The following is a 13,649-nucleotide window of genomic DNA, read 5'->3' on the forward strand; positions in this document are numbered from 1 at the left end:
TCATGAGTGACAAGCCCACCGTTCTCTTCGTCTGCGTGCACAACGCGGGCCGCTCCCAGATGGCCGCCGGCTACATGACGGCTCTCTCCGCGGGCCGCGTCGAGGTGCTCTCCGCCGGCTCGGCGCCCAAGGACCAGATCAACCCAGTCGCGATCGAGGCCATGGCCGAGGAGGGCATCGACATCGCCCACAACGTGCCGAAGATCCTCACCACCGAGGCCGTCAAGGAATCGGATGTCGTGATCACCATGGGCTGCGGCGACACCTGCCCGATCTTCCNAAGGCCAGCGCACGATGAGCGACACCGGCGCTCGCCGGTCACTGCCGGGCCTGACCTACCCCGAGGAGTATCTGAAGCGCCTTGCCCGCGACCTGACCGTGAGGTTCGCGGGCGTCTTCAGTGCCGAGACGGTCGAACGCTATGTGCTCGAGTCCTTCACGGCCCTGCTGCGCACGTCGACGGTGAAGGCGCACCTGGCCACCAACACGATCCGGTTCGCCACGGACCGGGTGACCGCACTGGCTCAGGCCAAGGGTGCGATCGCGCGCTCTGTGCCCGAGGTGTTGTTCGTCTGCGAGCAGAACGCCGGCCGGTCGCAGATGGCGGCCGTGTTCACGAACGCCCTCTCCGGCGGGGCCGTGCACGTTCGCTCAGCCGGTTCTGCCCCGTCGCGTGAGGTGAATCCCACGGTCGCCGCGGCGATGGCCGAGATCGGGCTCGACTTCACCGAGGCCTTCCCGAAGCCCCTCACCGACGATGTCGTGCAGGCCGCGGATGTCGTCATCACCATGGGGTGCGGTGACGCCTGCCCGGTCTATCCAGGGAAGACCTACCAGGACTGGGCATTGACGGACCCGGCCGGCCGCTCGCTCGAGAAAGTCCGTGTGATTCGGGACGAGATCACGGACCGGGTCGAACGATTGCTGGACACCCTCACACCCCGGGACCGGTAACCATGAGCATCGAGAACGTCACTGTCATCGGCTCCGGCCTGGCCGGTTACAGCGCCGCAACGTAACTGCCCCTGGCCGGGTGAGGGTGCCGGACCTGCCGAGGAGGCCCAAGCGGCCGGTACCGTCGGAGAGCAGGCGTGAACGGCGGTCGTCACCGCGAGGCCTGAGCGTCCAATAGTTTCCGGAGCTCAGCGGGTGTCGGAACTCGGCCCACCGAGACGACCCTCTCGTCAATGACGAGGCCGGGGCTGCTCATCACGCCGTAGCCGAGGATGACGGCATAGTCGTCGATCTTCTCGACGGTGGCGTCCAGGCCGAGTTCCTGCACAATCTGGGTGGTGACACGGTAAAGACTCACGCATTTGGTGCACCCCGCGCCGAGGATCTTGATGTTCATGGTCTGACGATTCCCTTTTTTTGGAGCGGCGGCATCGAGGCGGGGCGCGCTGAGCATCCCGCCTCGGTGGGGTTATTGGCTTGCGGCGGTGAGGAGGGTGCGCACCTCGGCGAGGTTCGGCACCCGGCCGGACACGACGACCTTCTCGTCAATGACGAGCGCGGGGGTGCTCATCACGCCGTAGCCGACGATCGCGGCATAGTCTTCGACCTTTTCGATGGTGGCGTCCAGGCCGAGCTCCGCGACGGCGACGGTGGCGGCCTTGGTGAGGTTGACGCAATTGGCACAGCCGGGACCGAGGATCTTGATGATCATGGGATGGTTCCTTTCAGAGGTGATGGTTAGGCCAGGATGGCGTTGAAGAGGTAGCCGACGGCGATGATGCCGAGGCCGGTGGTCGTGATGAAGATGGCGAGCAGCTGCGGCTTCAGCACCCGGCGGAGCAGGATCATCTCCGGCAGTGAGAGGGCGACGACGGCCATCATGAACGCGAGCAGGGTTCCCATCGGGAGGCCCTTGTCGTAGAGGGCGGCGACCAGCGGCATGATGCCGGCGGCGTTGGAATAGAGCGGGATGCCGATGAAGACCGCGATCAGCACGCCGAAGGGGTTGTCGGCGCCGGCGTAGGTGGTGAAGAAATCGGCCGGGGCCCAGCCGTGGATGAGGGCGCCGAGGCCGATGCCGACGAGCAGGTAGATCCAGATCTTCTGGATGATGGTTTTGACCTCTTCGACGCCCATCTGCATCCGCTGCCCGAAGGTGAGGCCGAGCGAGGGGTCGATGACCTGGCCTCCGAGTTTGACGTCGAAGACGAAGGGTTCCACCCACTTCTCGACGTGCAGGCGGCCCAGGATCCAGCCGGACACGATCGCGATCAGGAGGCCCGATACCATGTAGAGGGCGGTGATCTCCCAGCCGAACAGTGTCAACAGCAGGCCGATGGCGATCTCGTTGACCAGGGGGCTGGCGATCAGGAAGCTCATCGTGACGCCGATCGGCACGCCGGCGGCGACGAAGCCGATGAATGCGGGCACGGCGCTGCAGGAGCAGAACGGGGTGATCACGCCGAGGCCGGCGGCGAGGATGTTGCCGACTCCCTCGCGTTTGCCGCCGAGGAAGGCCCGGGTGCGCTCGACGCTCATGAAGGAGCGGAGCACGGTCGAGGCGAAGATGATGATGGCCAGGAGCAGCAGGATCTTGAGCGAGTCGTAGATGAAGAAGTGGATGGTCTCGGTGACCCGACTCTTCGGGTCGAGGCCGAATGCGTCGTAGAGAACGACGTCCCAGAACCATTCGTTGACCCAGTAGGCCAGAGCCCAGAGGCCCACCCCTGCAATCAGGATGGCGACCCGCCCACGGGTGGTGGTCGGTATCCGTTCCGCGATGCTCACAACTGCTCCTTGACCGGGAACGCCGAATTCTTCGACGTTCATCTAATTACAAGTATGTCCACCTCTTTGATATGTGTCAAGAAGGTGACAGACTGTTCCCATGCCCAAAACGCTTCCGCTCCTCGATGACGTCTCGCCGATCTGCTGCGGTCCGCTGGGGAACAGCGCCACCCTCGAAATTGACGATGCGATCGCCCTCGCCGTGCGCCTGAAGGCCCTGGCCGACCCAGTGCGCCTCCAGTTGCTGGCATACCTCCTGGCCCAGCCGAATCAAGAGGCCTGCACCTGCGACCTGGCCCCGGTCGTGAAACTGTCGGAGCCCACGGTCAGTCATCACCTCAAGAAGCTGCAGACCAGCGGGATCCTGACCAAGGAGCGTCACGGGATGAGCGTGCACTACCGCGTCATCCCCGAGGCCATTCACGCCATCGCCCGAACCCTCGACACCGGCGCCTGGGCGCGGTGAGCGTCGGAACGCCGTCTCACTGCTGGCGCAGGAGCTCAAGGAATTCGTCGGCCATCGCGAGCTGATCCTGCAGCTTTTGGCGCCGCTCTTCGGCTTGCCTGATGAAGGAATCCAGGTCTGATCGCACGGCGACAGTGTCGGCACCCTCGCTGGCGCCTTCCAGGGTGTCGATGGTCTTGCCACAGTGGCGGTCGTCGTGCTCACCCACAACCTCGCCATCGGCGTGGTCGTGGGTGTGCTCATGGCCATGGTCGCCTTCGCCCGCCGGGTCGCCCACCTCGTGGATGTGGAACGGACCGTCTCGACCGATGAGCCCGTGCCGACCGCGTACTACACCGTAACCGGGGCACTCTTCTTCGCCTCAAGCAACGACCTCACCACCCAGTTCGAGTACGCGGACGACCCGGACCGCGTGGTCCTCGACATGTCCGCCTCCCACATCTGGGACGCCTCCACCGTCGCCGCGCTCGACGCCATCACGAACAAGTACGAGCGCCACGGCAAACGCGCCGTCATCGTGGGCATGAACGAAGCCAGCACCGATATCCGCGCCCGCCTGGCCGGAAACCTCGGCGGCGGACACTAGCCGGCCCAACGCGGCGTCCCGGTTTTCCGGCTCATTCCGTCGACCCCGTGGCGCGGGCTTCCGGGGACTGCTCCGTTTCGGAACCGGCCGGGGCCAAGTACTCCAGGAACCAGTCTCGGGCCAGGGCGGCGGCCTCGCCGAGGGTGCCCCGCTCCTCGAAGAGGTGCGTGGCCCCGGGGACGACGGCCAGCTCGCTGGGGCAGCGCAGCAGGGCCCGGGCCTGGCGGTTGAGTTCCAGAACAAGCGTGTCCGCCCCGCCGACGATCAGCAGGGTGGGGGCCCGGACTCCGGCCAGCCGCGGCCCCGCGAGGTCCGGGCGTCCTCCCCGCGACACCACGGCGCTGACCTGGGTGCCCGTGCTCGTGCCTGTGCCTGTGCCTGTGCCGAGCGCGGCATCGGCCGCGGCCCACAGAGCGGCTCCGGCCCCGGTGCTGGCGCCGAAGTAGCCGACCCGGAGGGTGCGGGTGTCCGGCTGGGTGCCCAGCCACCGGGTGGCCGCGGCCAGCCGGTTCGCGAGCAGCCCGATGTCGAAGACCTTGGCCCGGTCGGGCTCCTCCTCCGGGGTGAGCAGGTCGAGCAGGAGCGTGCCCAGGCCGGCCCGGTTCAGCACCTCGGCGACGAACCGGTTGCGGGGGCTGTAGCGGCTGCTGCCGCTGCCGTGGGCGAACAGCACCACCCCGGTGGCTCCGGCCGGAAGGCGCAGGTGACCGCCCAGATGCACACCGTCGGCGGGGATCTCGACTTCCCGGTCGGGGTCGCCGGTGTCGGTGGTGATCCGGCGCATCCGTTCTGCGGCTGCGTCCAGCAGCACGGTCACTTCGGAATCGCTGGTCGGACTGAAATCGTAGTAGTGGTTGCCGACCGCGATCAGCTGCGCCGGCACGTAGAGACAGACGACCTCGTCGGCTCCCGGAAAGTGATGAATCGTGTCGGCGGGACCGACCGGTACGGCGAGGATGACCTTTTTCGCTCCGAGCTGCCGGGCGACCAGGCAGGCGACCCGGGCCGTGGACCCGGTGGCGATGCCGTCATCGACGATGAGGGCGATCCGGCCGGTCAGGTCGACGCGCTGCCGGCCCTTGCGGAACCGGGCCACGCGATCGTGCAGCTGGGCGCGCTCCACGGCCTCGACGTCGGCCAGTTCCTCGTCCGTGACCCGGGTCAGATTGAGCACCGGCGTGTTGAGCACCCGCACGTCGTGCTCGCCGATCGCGCCCATGGCCAGTTCCGGCTGGTAGGGCACACCGAGTTTCCGCACGACGATCACGTCCAGCGGAGCGTCCAAGGTTTCGGCCACCTCGGCGGCCACGGGCACCCCGCCACGGGGAAGCCCCAGCACCACCACGTCCTGCCCGCGCAGGTACTCGAGTTGCTCGGCCAGCTGGCGCCCGGCATCCGCTCGATCTGTGAAAACGACCATCGTCGCACCTCCTCGATACGGCCATGGTCGCCCCGGGCGCGGACGGGCGCTAGGGCTGCACGGATTCCGGAGGGTAGAAGAATAACCCGAAGGCGCAACCCGAAAGAATCTGCGGCAGAGCACCGGGCAACAAAGAAAGGCCCCGACCGAAGTCGGGGCCTTTTCTGTCGTAACTGTGCTACTTGGTGGATCCGAGGGGATTCGAACCCCTGACCCCCTGCATGCCATGCAGGTGCGCTACCAGCTGCGCCACGGACCCAGATAGTGTTTCGGATCTCTCCGAAACAACTTGTCTAGTCTACGACACGTTTTGAGTGCCGTTGACCACTGTTACTCGGCGACCCGGGGGGCGGGGAGTTCGATGGGGATGACCGGGCAGTCTTTCCAGAGGCGTTCGAGGGAGTAGTAGACGCGTTCTTCCTCGTGGAAGATGTGCACGACGAGGTCGCCGAAGTCGACCAGGACCCAGCGGCCCTCGGCGCGTCCTTCGCGGCGCAGGGGCTTGAACCCGGCCTCGGTCATCTTGTCTTCGATCTCACCGGCGATAGCCACGACGTTGCGCTCGGAGCGCCCCGTGACGATCAGGAAGATGTCGGTGAGAGGAAGGGGGTTGGACACATCGATCGCGACGAGGTCCTCCCCCGCTTTCGAGTCTGCGGCGGCGGCGGCCACCTTGAGGAGCTCGAGAGCATGGGCAGAAGCGGTCATCGAATGAATCCCTGAGTTAGTGAATGTGAAATGGGTGGCATTAGAAAATTCGGAAGACGTAGCCGGCGACGAGCAGGGCCAGCACGCCGAAGGCGAGCACTCCAGCCGTGATGGTCAGCACGATAGGCAGCGTCAGTCCGGGTTTGCTCGGTGGGGCCATGACGCCGCGCGTGGACGCGTGCGTGCTGACGGCACGGCTGGCGCTCACCGGTGCGACGTCGTTGTGGTGTCCCACGTCGTCGAGCTGGTCGAGCAGCTGGTCCATGTCGGACGAGTCGTAGACGTTCGGGTGCTGTCCGGTGGAGCCAAGGCTGCGCGGCAGGTCGATCGAGCCGGTGACCATGATCTCGCCCGTGCTCGTGAACGGCCCGGACGCGTTGCCCTGGTGCGGGATGGACGGCAGGATCAGGGCGTTCGTGGTGGTCGGGATGCCGCCCGCACTGATACCGCGGGCCACTATCTGGTCGAACGGCTCGAGCTGGGTGACTCCGGGAAGCGAGTCGACGTCTTCGTCCCGGGCGAGCGACCAGTGGCCGACGGGCGGGTGAAGAACGCCGGGACGGGACTTGCCGGCCTTGCCGACCTTGCTCCCCGCTGCTTCGACCATGAATTCGACGCGCGGAGCCACCGGGGCCGGGGCCGCCGGGATGTTGACGATGTCGATGTCGAAAGCGCGCGGGTCGGACAGGCCGAGGGAGGCCGGGGCCGGGGCCACCGGCGGGAACTGCGCGGCGGGTGCGGTCTCGGCCGGCACGATATCGGTTTGCGCAGTCTCCGCGGCTGCGGACAGGGCGGCCTGCTGGGCGCGCAGCTCTCGCCGCGTCATCGTGTGTTCGGAGGTCGTGTCGACGGCAACAGCCTGTTCCCGCACGGGGGCGTCAGGCGTACGAGGCGCGAAGACGGAGGGTGCCGGCGCCAGAGGGGCGGGAGCGGCGACGGGAGACGGCTGTGGGGCCGCGGGCGCAGGCGCGGCGGGCGCGCCGACATCCGTGACGGCAGGTTGATTCCCGTGTGCCAACTCCCGCGCTTGCCGGCGCGTCAGTGGCTGTGGGTTGTTACCCGACGTCATGCCACACTCCGATACAGATGATGCTTTGAGATGTACTGGACGACCCCATCGGGGACCAGATACCAGACCGGGAATCCCCGATTCACACGCGCCCGGCAGTCCGTTGACGAAATCGCCAGAGCCGGAACCTCCAACAAGCTTACGTCCTGGTTGGGTAATCCCGAAATGTTGAGCTCATGTCCCGGACGACTCACAGCCACGAAGTGCGCGAGATCCCACAGCTCCTGCACGTCTTTCCAGCTGAGGATCTGCAGGATCGCGTCCGCGCCGGTGATGAAGAACAGCTCGGCGGTGGGCCGTTCGGCATGCAGGTCGCGCAGGGTGTCGATCGTGTAGGTGGGGCCGGTGCGGTCGATGTCGACCCGGCTTGTCGTGAAGCGGGGATTGGACGCCGTGGCGATGACCGTCATCAGGTAACGGTGTTCGCTCGCCGTCACATCCGCTTTCTGCCACGGCTGCCCGGTCGGAACGAAGATGACCTCGTCGAGGTCGAAGCTCTGCGCCACCTCACTGGCGGCAACGAGGTGCCCGTGGTGGATCGGGTCGAAAGTTCCGCCCATCACGCCGATGCGGGGGCGGCGGGGAGTCTCGATGGGAGCTGTATCGTCTAGTGGCCGCTGCGCGCGCCGCCGTGAGCGTCGGCGTAGGCCTTCGCCTTGGCCTGGTGACGGTTCGCGACGTCACGGTACGACCAGACGACCGCGGCGAGGGCGGCGAACAGGACCAGGCCGATCAGGCCGTAGACGAAGGTCGGCATGGGCAGGGCGGCGTGTTCGACTTCGGCCAGCACGGCAGTTTCGGCCAGCACAGTGGTCAGGAACGACATGGGGATCTCCATTCAGGGGCACAGACGGCAAAACCTTGGGCCACGGCCACTATCTTAGCGGGGCCTAGCCGCGCACCTGCCCGGAGCCGCGCACGATCCACTTGGTGCTGGTCAGCTCGGGCAGTCCCATCGGGCCGCGGGCGTGCAGTTTCTGGGTGGAGATGCCGACCTCGGCACCGAACCCGAATTCTCCCCCGTCGGCGAACCGGGTGGACGCGTTCACCATGACTGCGGCGGAGTCCACCTCGGCGAGGAACCGTTCGGCGTTGACTAAGTCGTTTGTGATGATGGACTCGGTGTGCCCGGTCGAGTACCGGCGGATGTGACGGATCGCGTCGTCGAGGGAATCGACGACGGCCACGGCGACCTCCAGGGACATATATTCGGTGCCCCAGTCCTCGTCCGTGGCCGGCACCGCGGCCGGGAAGAGCGCGCGCACCCGGTCGTCGCCGTGGATCGTGACCCCGGACGCGGCCAGCTTCGCCAGCACCGCCGGCAGGAGCCGGTCGGCCGCGGCCTCGTGCACCAGCAGCGTCTCGAGGGCGTTGCAGACGCTGGGCCGCTGCACCTTGGAGTTGTGCACGATGTCCACGGCCATCTGCTCGATGGCGCTCTCGTCGAGGAAGATGTGCACGACGCCGGCGCCGGTTTCGATCACGGGGACCTTCGACTGGGTGACGACGGCCTGGATCAGCCCGGCACTCCCCCGCGGGATGAGCACGTCCACGTAGCCTCTCGCCTGCATCAGCTCGGTGGCGCCGCTGCGACCGAACGGGTCGATGGTCTGCACCGACGCGGCGGGGAGCCCGACGCCGTCGACCGCGGCCTGCAGCAGGCGAACGAGCACGCGGTTGGTGTGCTCCGCGGCCGAGCCGCCGCGGAGCACGACGGCGTTGCCGCTCTTCAGGGCGATCGCGGCGATGTCCACGGTGACGTTCGGCCGGGCCTCGTAGATGACGCCGACCACGCCGAAGGGCACGCGGACCTGGCTGATCTTCACCCCGTTGGGCAGGCTGCTGCCGCGCACCACGACGCCGACCGGGTCGGTGAGCAGGGCGATCTGCAGCACGGCGTCGGCGAGGGCATCGATCCGGGCAAGATCCAGGCTGAGCCGGTCCAGCATGCCCGTGCTGAGCCCGTTCGCCTCACCGGCGGCCAGGTCCAGCGCGTTGGCTTCGAGGATCTCGGCGACGCTGGTCCGGAGGGAGGCGGCGACGGCCTCGAGCGCCTGGTTTTTCCGCCGCGTTGGCGTGGCCGCGAGCACGAGGGCTGCGTCCCGGGCGGCTTCGAGGGTGGGCGTGATCAGGACGGAGTCGGTCGCGGGCTGCATCATCCCGGTAGTTTACGCGACCGGGCGGGGCTGCACCCGAAGCGACGACTGACGGATGCTGCCGGTCAGCGCACCGGGCGCACGCCCGGCATCGGTTCGAACCAGGTTCCCACCCGATCGCCGCGGAGGGCCTCGGCGACCAGCCCGGTGGAGGTCACCAGGACCGCGGTTCCGGCGTCGGCCGCGATCCGGGCCGCGGACACCTTGGTGCTCGCACCACCGGTTCCCACCCCGGATCGGCTCTCGCTGAACTCCACGCCTACGAGCGGGTCGCCGGATGCGACGTGGTCGATGAGTTCAGCCCCCGGCAGGTGCGGGGCCCGGGTGTACAGGGCGTCGACGTCGCTGAGCAGCACGAGCAGGTCGGCGTTGATCAGCGTGGCCACGAGCGCCGCCAACCGGTCATTGTCGCCGAACCGGATCTCATGGGTGGCGACCGTGTCGTTCTCGTTCACGATCGGCAGGATGCGCAGGCCGAGCAGGCGGTCCATGGCCCGGTGAGCGTTGCCGCGGTGCGCCGGGTTGTCGAGGTCTCCGGCGGTCAGCAACACCTGTCCGGCGATGATGTCGTACCGGTCGAGGCTGTCCTGATAGCGGAAGATGAGCAGGTTCTGGCCGACGGATGCGGCCGCCTGCTGGGTGGCCAGGTCGGTGGGCCGCTCGTCCAGCTGCAGGTAGGGCATGCCGGTGGCGATGGCACCGGACGAGACCAGCACAATCTCCGCACCGCGGCCGTGGGCGCCGGCGAGGGCGTCGACGAGGGGGGTGATCTGGCCGATGTTCTCGCCGCTGATCGAGGAGGACCCGACCTTCACGACGATCCGGGCCGCTGACCCGATCTGGTCGCGGGTGATCACGCCCATGATGCGGTTCCCTCTCGCGCACTCACAGGAGCGCGCGCCCTGGCGCCTGGGGCATCGGTTCGAACCAGGTGCCGACCTCGGCCCCGTTGAGCGCGTCGCCGGCCAGGCCGGTCGCGGTCACGAGCACCGCGGTGCCGGCCGCGGCCGCCAGCCGGGCGGCCTTGACCTTCGTGCTGGCACCGCCGGTGCCGACGCCGGCGGCGCCGGAGGTCCCGAACTCCATTCCGGCCAGTTCCTGGTCGAATCCGATCAGGTCGATCCGTTCCGCGCCGGGCAGGTGCGGGGGCCTGGTGTAGAGCGAGTCGACGTCGCTGAGCAGCAGCAGCAGGTCGGCGCGGATCAGCACGGACAGCATGGCAGCGAGCCGGTCGTTGTCCCCGAACCGGAGTCCGTAGGTGGCGACGGTGTCGTTCTCGTTGATGATCGGCATGATCCGCAGGTCGAGCAGGCGATTCACCGCGCGGCGCGTGTTGCTGCGGTGCGGTTCGTTCAGCAGGTCGCCCTCGGTCAGCAGGACCTGGCCGGCGGCGATGCCGTGACGATCCAGGGTCTCCTGGTAGCGGGCCGTGAGCACGTTCTGCCCGACGGAGGCGGCCGCCTGCTGGGTGGCCAGGTCGGCCGGCCGCTCGTCGAGGTTGAGGTAGCTCAGACCGCTCGCGACAGCGCCGGACGAGACCAGGACCACCTCGACGCCACGGTCGTGCGTCTCGGCCAGTGCTTCAATCAGGGGTGCGATCTGGTCGGCGTTGTCGCCGCTGATCGACGAGGAGCCGACCTTCACCACGATGCGCCGTGCGGACGAGACCTGGGCACGGGCGCGCGAACTCATTCGGCGTCGCTCTCCTTTGCCTTGTTCCGCGGCACGGAACCGTCTCCGGTCAGGACGTCCCCGTTGAATTCCTCTTCCCCGGTCGACCACATGCCGGCTTCGCGTTCGCGGATGAGTTCGGCACGCGCGGCCGCCTTGGCGTCCATCCGGCCGAAGTATTCCTCGCGGCGCTCGTTGCTGGTGCGGCGCTTGGAGTCGTCCAGGCGGGTGTCGGTGCCGCGCGGGGCGGTGATCAGTTCGGCGGTCGAGGTGAGAGTGGGCTCCCAGTCGAAGACCACGCCGTTGCCCGGACCGATGATGACCGTCGAGCCAGCGATCGCGCCTGCCTTGAACAGTTCGTTCTCGATGCCCAGCTTCGCCAGCCGGTCGGCGAGGAAGCCGACGGCCTCGTCGTTCTTGAAGTCGGTCTGCTGCACCCAGCGCTCGGGCTTGGTTCCGATGATGCGGTAGATGTTGCCGAACGACCCACCCTCGACCTTGACGACGAAGCCGCTGTCGTCGACGGGCTTGGGACGGATGACGATGCGCGGCTTGACGGCCTGCGCCGCGGCGGCCTCGACCCGGCCGGCCTCGACCGTCTCGGCCAGGGCGTAGTTGAGCTGCTTGAGGCCCTCGTGGCTGACGGTGGAGATCTCGAAAACGCGGTAGCCGCGCGCCTCGAGGTCGGGCTTGACGAACTCGGCGAGTTCGCGGCCCTCGGGAACGTCGATCTTGTTCAGGGCGATCAGCTGGGGGCGTTCCAGCAGCGGCTTCTGGCCCTCGGGCACCGGGTAGGCGGCGAGTTCGCCGAGAATGACGTCGAGGTCGCTGAGCGGGTCACGATCGGGGTCGAGCGTGGCGCAGTCGAGGATGTGCAGCAGGGCCGTGCAGCGTTCCACGTGGCGCAGGAATTCGAGGCCGAGGCCCTTGCCCTCGCTGGCGCCCTCGATCAGGCCGGGCACGTCGGCGACGGTGTAGCGCACCTCGCCGGCGTCCACGACGCCGAGGTTGGGGTGCAGGGTCGTGAAGGGGTAGTCCGCGATCTTGGGGCGGGCGGCCGAGATGGCCGCGATCAGGCTGGACTTGCCGGCCGAGGGGTAGCCCACGAGTGCGACATCCGCCACGGTCTTCAGCTCGAGCTGGATGTCGCCTTCCCAGCCGTAGGTGCCGAGCAGGGCGAAGCCGGGGGCCTTGCGCTTGAGCGACGCCAGGGCCGCGTTGCCGAGCCCGCCCTGTCCGCCGGGCGCGACGACGATCCGGAAGCCCGGTTCGGTCATGTCGGCGAGCTCGTTGCCCTCGGCGTCTTTCACCACGGTGCCGAGAGGCACGGCGAGTTCCATCAGCTCACTGCCGAAACCGGCCCGGTGGTCGCCCATACCGGGGCCGCCGTTGGCGGAACTGCGGTGGGGGGACCGGTGGTAGCCCAGGAGGGTCGTCACATTGGGGTCCGCGACGAGAACGATGTCGCCGCCGCTCCCGCCGTTGCCGCCGTCGGGGCCGGCGAGAGGCTTGAACTTCTCACGCTTGACGGAGACACAACCGTTCCCTCCGTTGCCTGCTCGCAGGTGGAGAGTGACGTGGTCAACAAACGTGGCCATGGGGGTGCCCCTTTCAGGTGGCAAAAACTATGTGCACAAAAACGAAAACGATGGTGCCGTGAAACACGCAAAGGGCGAGCCGAAGCCCGCCCTCACGCTTACAAGTTGTGGATGCCTACGCGGCAGCCACCACGATGTTGACGACCTTGCGGCCACCCTTCGCGCCGAACTCAACCGAGCCGGGCTCGAGGGCGAAGAGCGTGTCGTCTCCACCACGGCCGACGTTGACGCCGGGGTGGAAGTGGGTGCCGCGCTGACGGACGATGATCTCGCCCGCGCTGACAACCTGACCACCGAAGCGCTTCACGCCGAGGCGCTGGGCGTTGGAATCGCGACCGTTGCGAGTGGAACTCGCACCTTTTTTGTGTGCCATCTGTTCTTCTCCTCAGGCCTAGGCGATGCCGGTAACCTGAACGCGAGTGAGCTCCTGACGGTGCCCCTGACGCTTCTTGTACCCGGTCTTGTTCTTGAACTTCTGGATGACGATCTTCGGACCACGGAGGTCGTTCAAGACCTCGGCCGTAACCGTGATCTTGGCCAGCGACTGTGAGTCAGAGGTGATCTTGTCGCCGTCGACGAGAAGCACGGCGGCCAGCTCGACGTTGCCGTCCTTATTGGCTTTGATTCGGTCCATCGTGACGATGGTTCCGACCTCGACCTTTTCCTGCCGCCCACCGGCGCGCACAACTGCGTAAACCAAGTTACGTACCTATCTCTGGGGAGCCGTGAGGCCCCATGATGGAAAGTTACTGCTTTGAACAGGCCAAGCCGGCCCACTCGCTTTCAGAAAACCTTGGTGACCGCGTGAGCTAAGGCCCAACGCACACCAACAGTCGACTTTAGCTGATCATCCAGCCCCGGTCAAACCGAGACGGGATCGTAGAATCTGAACATGACGGTGTTGATAGACCAGCCTACGTGGCCCGCCCACAGTACGGTTTGGTCTCATCTGGTCAGCGACACTTCCCTGGCCGAATTGCACGCATTCGCGGCCGCCAACGGGATTCCCCGGCGCGGATTCGACCTGGACCACTACGACGTCCCCGCGCGCCTGTACGAGGCCCTGGTGGCCGCTGGGGCGCATCCGGTGAGCAATCGGGAGCTGGTCGTGCGGCTGCGGGCCAGCGGGCTGAGAGTGACCGGCAGGCAGCGCGCTCACCTGCCGCCCGCTCCCCCACGCGACGACAACGCCTGATCCCCTGCGCGAGGGCCTGAACCACGAAGACGGGCGAC

At 67.3% G+C, this 13,649-nt stretch carries 18 protein-coding genes, 1 tRNA gene and 2 pseudogenes; 5 read left to right on the forward strand and 16 right to left on the reverse strand.

The window, feature by feature from the left end; genetic code table 11:
* Nucleotides 1-2: 2 nt before the first annotated feature.
* Nucleotides 3-278: pseudogene (locus E3T24_RS07195) on the forward strand (arsenate reductase ArsC); the annotation flags it as partial.
* Nucleotides 279-294: 16 nt separating this feature from the next.
* Nucleotides 295-954, forward strand: a complete 660-nt coding sequence (locus E3T24_RS07200) for an arsenate reductase ArsC (RefSeq protein WP_134366138.1) — start codon at nucleotides 295-297, stop codon at nucleotides 952-954.
* A gap of 151 nt (nucleotides 955-1,105) precedes the next feature.
* On the opposite strand, the gene E3T24_RS07205 is transcribed toward E3T24_RS07200, so the two are convergent.
* The 3 genes from E3T24_RS07205 to E3T24_RS07215 form a co-directional block, all read right to left on the reverse strand.
* Nucleotides 1,106-1,351 (reverse strand): thioredoxin family protein, encoded by a 246-nt coding sequence (locus tag E3T24_RS07205; protein WP_134366137.1) that lies wholly within the window; start codon nucleotides 1,349-1,351, stop codon nucleotides 1,106-1,108.
* Nucleotides 1,352-1,423: 72 nt separating this feature from the next.
* Nucleotides 1,424-1,666 (reverse strand): thioredoxin family protein, encoded by a 243-nt coding sequence (locus tag E3T24_RS07210; protein ID WP_134366136.1) that lies wholly within the window; start codon nucleotides 1,664-1,666, stop codon nucleotides 1,424-1,426.
* A gap of 26 nt (nucleotides 1,667-1,692) precedes the next feature.
* Entirely contained in the window at nucleotides 1,693-2,742 is a 1,050-nt protein-coding gene (locus tag E3T24_RS07215) for a permease (RefSeq protein WP_241976155.1), read from the reverse strand.
* Nucleotides 2,743-2,842: 100 nt separating this feature from the next.
* On the opposite strand from E3T24_RS07215, the gene E3T24_RS07220 reads away from it, so the two are divergent.
* A complete protein-coding gene (locus tag E3T24_RS07220; protein ID WP_134366134.1) occupies nucleotides 2,843-3,208 on the forward strand; it encodes a metalloregulator ArsR/SmtB family transcription factor in 366 nt (121 codons plus the stop codon).
* Nucleotides 3,209-3,224: 16 nt separating this feature from the next.
* Here E3T24_RS07220 and E3T24_RS07225 read toward each other — a convergent pair whose 3' ends face one another.
* Nucleotides 3,225-3,416, reverse strand: coding sequence for a hypothetical protein (locus tag E3T24_RS07225; RefSeq protein WP_134366133.1), 192 nt, complete (start codon nucleotides 3,414-3,416; stop codon nucleotides 3,225-3,227).
* Here E3T24_RS07225 and E3T24_RS07230 point away from each other — a divergent pair.
* Nucleotides 3,384-3,794 (forward strand): annotated as a pseudogene (locus E3T24_RS07230) (STAS domain-containing protein); the annotation flags it as partial. The gene E3T24_RS07225 and the pseudogene E3T24_RS07230 overlap by 33 nt on opposite strands.
* A gap of 31 nt (nucleotides 3,795-3,825) precedes the next feature.
* Here E3T24_RS07230 and E3T24_RS07235 read toward each other — a convergent pair.
* The 12 genes from E3T24_RS07235 to rplU form a co-directional block, all read right to left on the reverse strand.
* Nucleotides 3,826-5,214, reverse strand: coding sequence for a phosphoribosyltransferase family protein (locus tag E3T24_RS07235; protein ID WP_134366132.1), 1,389 nt, complete (start codon nucleotides 5,212-5,214; stop codon nucleotides 3,826-3,828).
* A gap of 183 nt (nucleotides 5,215-5,397) precedes the next feature.
* A tRNA-Ala gene (locus E3T24_RS07240) sits at nucleotides 5,398-5,473 on the reverse strand.
* Nucleotides 5,474-5,544: 71 nt separating this feature from the next.
* The gene (rsfS, locus tag E3T24_RS07245) at nucleotides 5,545-5,922 is read right to left on the reverse strand and encodes a ribosome silencing factor (protein WP_134366131.1); all 378 of its coding nucleotides are present in this window, start codon (nucleotides 5,920-5,922) and stop codon (nucleotides 5,545-5,547) included.
* A 40-nt stretch (nucleotides 5,923-5,962) separates the two neighbouring features.
* Nucleotides 5,963-6,748 carry a hypothetical protein gene (locus E3T24_RS07250; protein WP_134366130.1) on the reverse strand — a complete coding sequence of 262 codons (786 nt, stop codon included), beginning with the start codon at nucleotides 6,746-6,748 and terminating at the stop codon, nucleotides 5,963-5,965.
* Between the two features lie 239 nt (nucleotides 6,749-6,987).
* Nucleotides 6,988-7,584 (reverse strand): nicotinate-nucleotide adenylyltransferase, encoded by a 597-nt coding sequence (gene nadD / locus E3T24_RS07255; RefSeq protein ID WP_134366129.1) that lies wholly within the window; start codon nucleotides 7,582-7,584, stop codon nucleotides 6,988-6,990.
* Between the two features lie 14 nt (nucleotides 7,585-7,598).
* Entirely contained in the window at nucleotides 7,599-7,817 is a 219-nt protein-coding gene (locus E3T24_RS07260; protein ID WP_134405287.1) for a hypothetical protein, read from the reverse strand.
* 64 nt (nucleotides 7,818-7,881) lie between these two features.
* Nucleotides 7,882-9,147 carry a glutamate-5-semialdehyde dehydrogenase gene (locus E3T24_RS07265; protein ID WP_134434481.1) on the reverse strand — a complete coding sequence of 422 codons (1,266 nt, stop codon included), beginning with the start codon at nucleotides 9,145-9,147 and terminating at the stop codon, nucleotides 7,882-7,884.
* 65 nt (nucleotides 9,148-9,212) lie between these two features.
* Nucleotides 9,213-10,010 (reverse strand): glutamate 5-kinase, encoded by a 798-nt coding sequence (gene proB, locus E3T24_RS07270; RefSeq protein ID WP_134405284.1) that lies wholly within the window; start codon nucleotides 10,008-10,010, stop codon nucleotides 9,213-9,215.
* A gap of 22 nt (nucleotides 10,011-10,032) precedes the next feature.
* Nucleotides 10,033-10,839, reverse strand: a complete 807-nt coding sequence (gene proB / locus E3T24_RS07275) for a glutamate 5-kinase (RefSeq protein ID WP_134434475.1) — start codon at nucleotides 10,837-10,839, stop codon at nucleotides 10,033-10,035.
* On the reverse strand, nucleotides 10,836-12,416 hold the full coding sequence (gene obgE / locus E3T24_RS07280; RefSeq protein WP_134366125.1) for a GTPase ObgE: 1,581 nt from the start codon (nucleotides 12,414-12,416) through the stop codon (nucleotides 10,836-10,838). Before obgE ends, proB (E3T24_RS07275) begins: the two co-directional genes overlap by 4 nt.
* 115 nt (nucleotides 12,417-12,531) lie before the next feature.
* Complete coding sequence (gene rpmA / locus E3T24_RS07285; RefSeq protein ID WP_104169636.1) at nucleotides 12,532-12,789, reverse strand: 50S ribosomal protein L27; 258 nt, start codon at nucleotides 12,787-12,789, stop codon at nucleotides 12,532-12,534.
* 18 nt (nucleotides 12,790-12,807) lie between these two features.
* Nucleotides 12,808-13,116: a 50S ribosomal protein L21 gene (rplU, locus tag E3T24_RS07290; protein ID WP_134366124.1), complete on the reverse strand. Its 309-nt coding sequence runs from the start codon at nucleotides 13,114-13,116 to the stop codon at nucleotides 12,808-12,810.
* Between the two features lie 192 nt (nucleotides 13,117-13,308).
* On the opposite strand from rplU, the gene E3T24_RS07295 reads away from it, so the two are divergent.
* A complete protein-coding gene (locus E3T24_RS07295; protein WP_134366123.1) occupies nucleotides 13,309-13,611 on the forward strand; it encodes a DUF4031 domain-containing protein in 303 nt (100 codons plus the stop codon).
* Nucleotides 13,612-13,649 lie beyond the last annotated feature (38 nt).

This window comes from Cryobacterium sp. TmT2-59, from assembly GCF_004403545.1.
GTDB classification, from domain to species: domain Bacteria; phylum Actinomycetota; class Actinomycetes; order Actinomycetales; family Microbacteriaceae; genus Cryobacterium; species Cryobacterium shii.

Excerpts from the sequence above, each read along its gene's own strand:
- E3T24_RS07200 (WP_134366138.1), top strand. The coding sequence starts at position 295 with ATGAGCGACACCGGCGCTCGCCGGTCACTGCCGGGCCTGACCTACCCC.
- E3T24_RS07205 (WP_134366137.1), bottom strand. The coding sequence starts at position 1,351 with ATGAACATCAAGATCCTCGGCGCGGGGTGCACCAAATGCGTGAGTCTT.
- E3T24_RS07210 (WP_134366136.1), bottom strand. The coding sequence starts at position 1,666 with ATGATCATCAAGATCCTCGGTCCCGGCTGTGCCAATTGCGTCAACCTC.
- E3T24_RS07220 (WP_134366134.1), top strand. The coding sequence starts at position 2,843 with ATGCCCAAAACGCTTCCGCTCCTCGATGACGTCTCGCCGATCTGCTGC.
- E3T24_RS07235 (WP_134366132.1), bottom strand. The coding sequence starts at position 5,214 with ATGGTCGTTTTCACAGATCGAGCGGATGCCGGGCGCCAGCTGGCCGAG.
- rsfS (WP_134366131.1), bottom strand. The coding sequence starts at position 5,922 with ATGACCGCTTCTGCCCATGCTCTCGAGCTCCTCAAGGTGGCCGCCGCC.
- E3T24_RS07250 (WP_134366130.1), bottom strand. The coding sequence starts at position 6,748 with ATGACGCGGCGAGAGCTGCGCGCCCAGCAGGCCGCCCTGTCCGCAGCC.
- E3T24_RS07260 (WP_134405287.1), bottom strand. The coding sequence starts at position 7,817 with ATGTCGTTCCTGACCACTGTGCTGGCCGAAACTGCCGTGCTGGCCGAA.
- E3T24_RS07265 (WP_134434481.1), bottom strand. The coding sequence starts at position 9,147 with ATGCAGCCCGCGACCGACTCCGTCCTGATCACGCCCACCCTCGAAGCC.
- proB (WP_134405284.1), bottom strand. The coding sequence starts at position 10,010 with ATGGGCGTGATCACCCGCGACCAGATCGGGTCAGCGGCCCGGATCGTC.
- proB (WP_134434475.1), bottom strand. The coding sequence starts at position 10,839 with ATGAGTTCGCGCGCCCGTGCCCAGGTCTCGTCCGCACGGCGCATCGTG.
- obgE (WP_134366125.1), bottom strand. The coding sequence starts at position 12,416 with ATGGCCACGTTTGTTGACCACGTCACTCTCCACCTGCGAGCAGGCAAC.
- rpmA (WP_104169636.1), bottom strand. The coding sequence starts at position 12,789 with ATGGCACACAAAAAAGGTGCGAGTTCCACTCGCAACGGTCGCGATTCC.
- E3T24_RS07295 (WP_134366123.1), top strand. The coding sequence starts at position 13,309 with ATGACGGTGTTGATAGACCAGCCTACGTGGCCCGCCCACAGTACGGTT.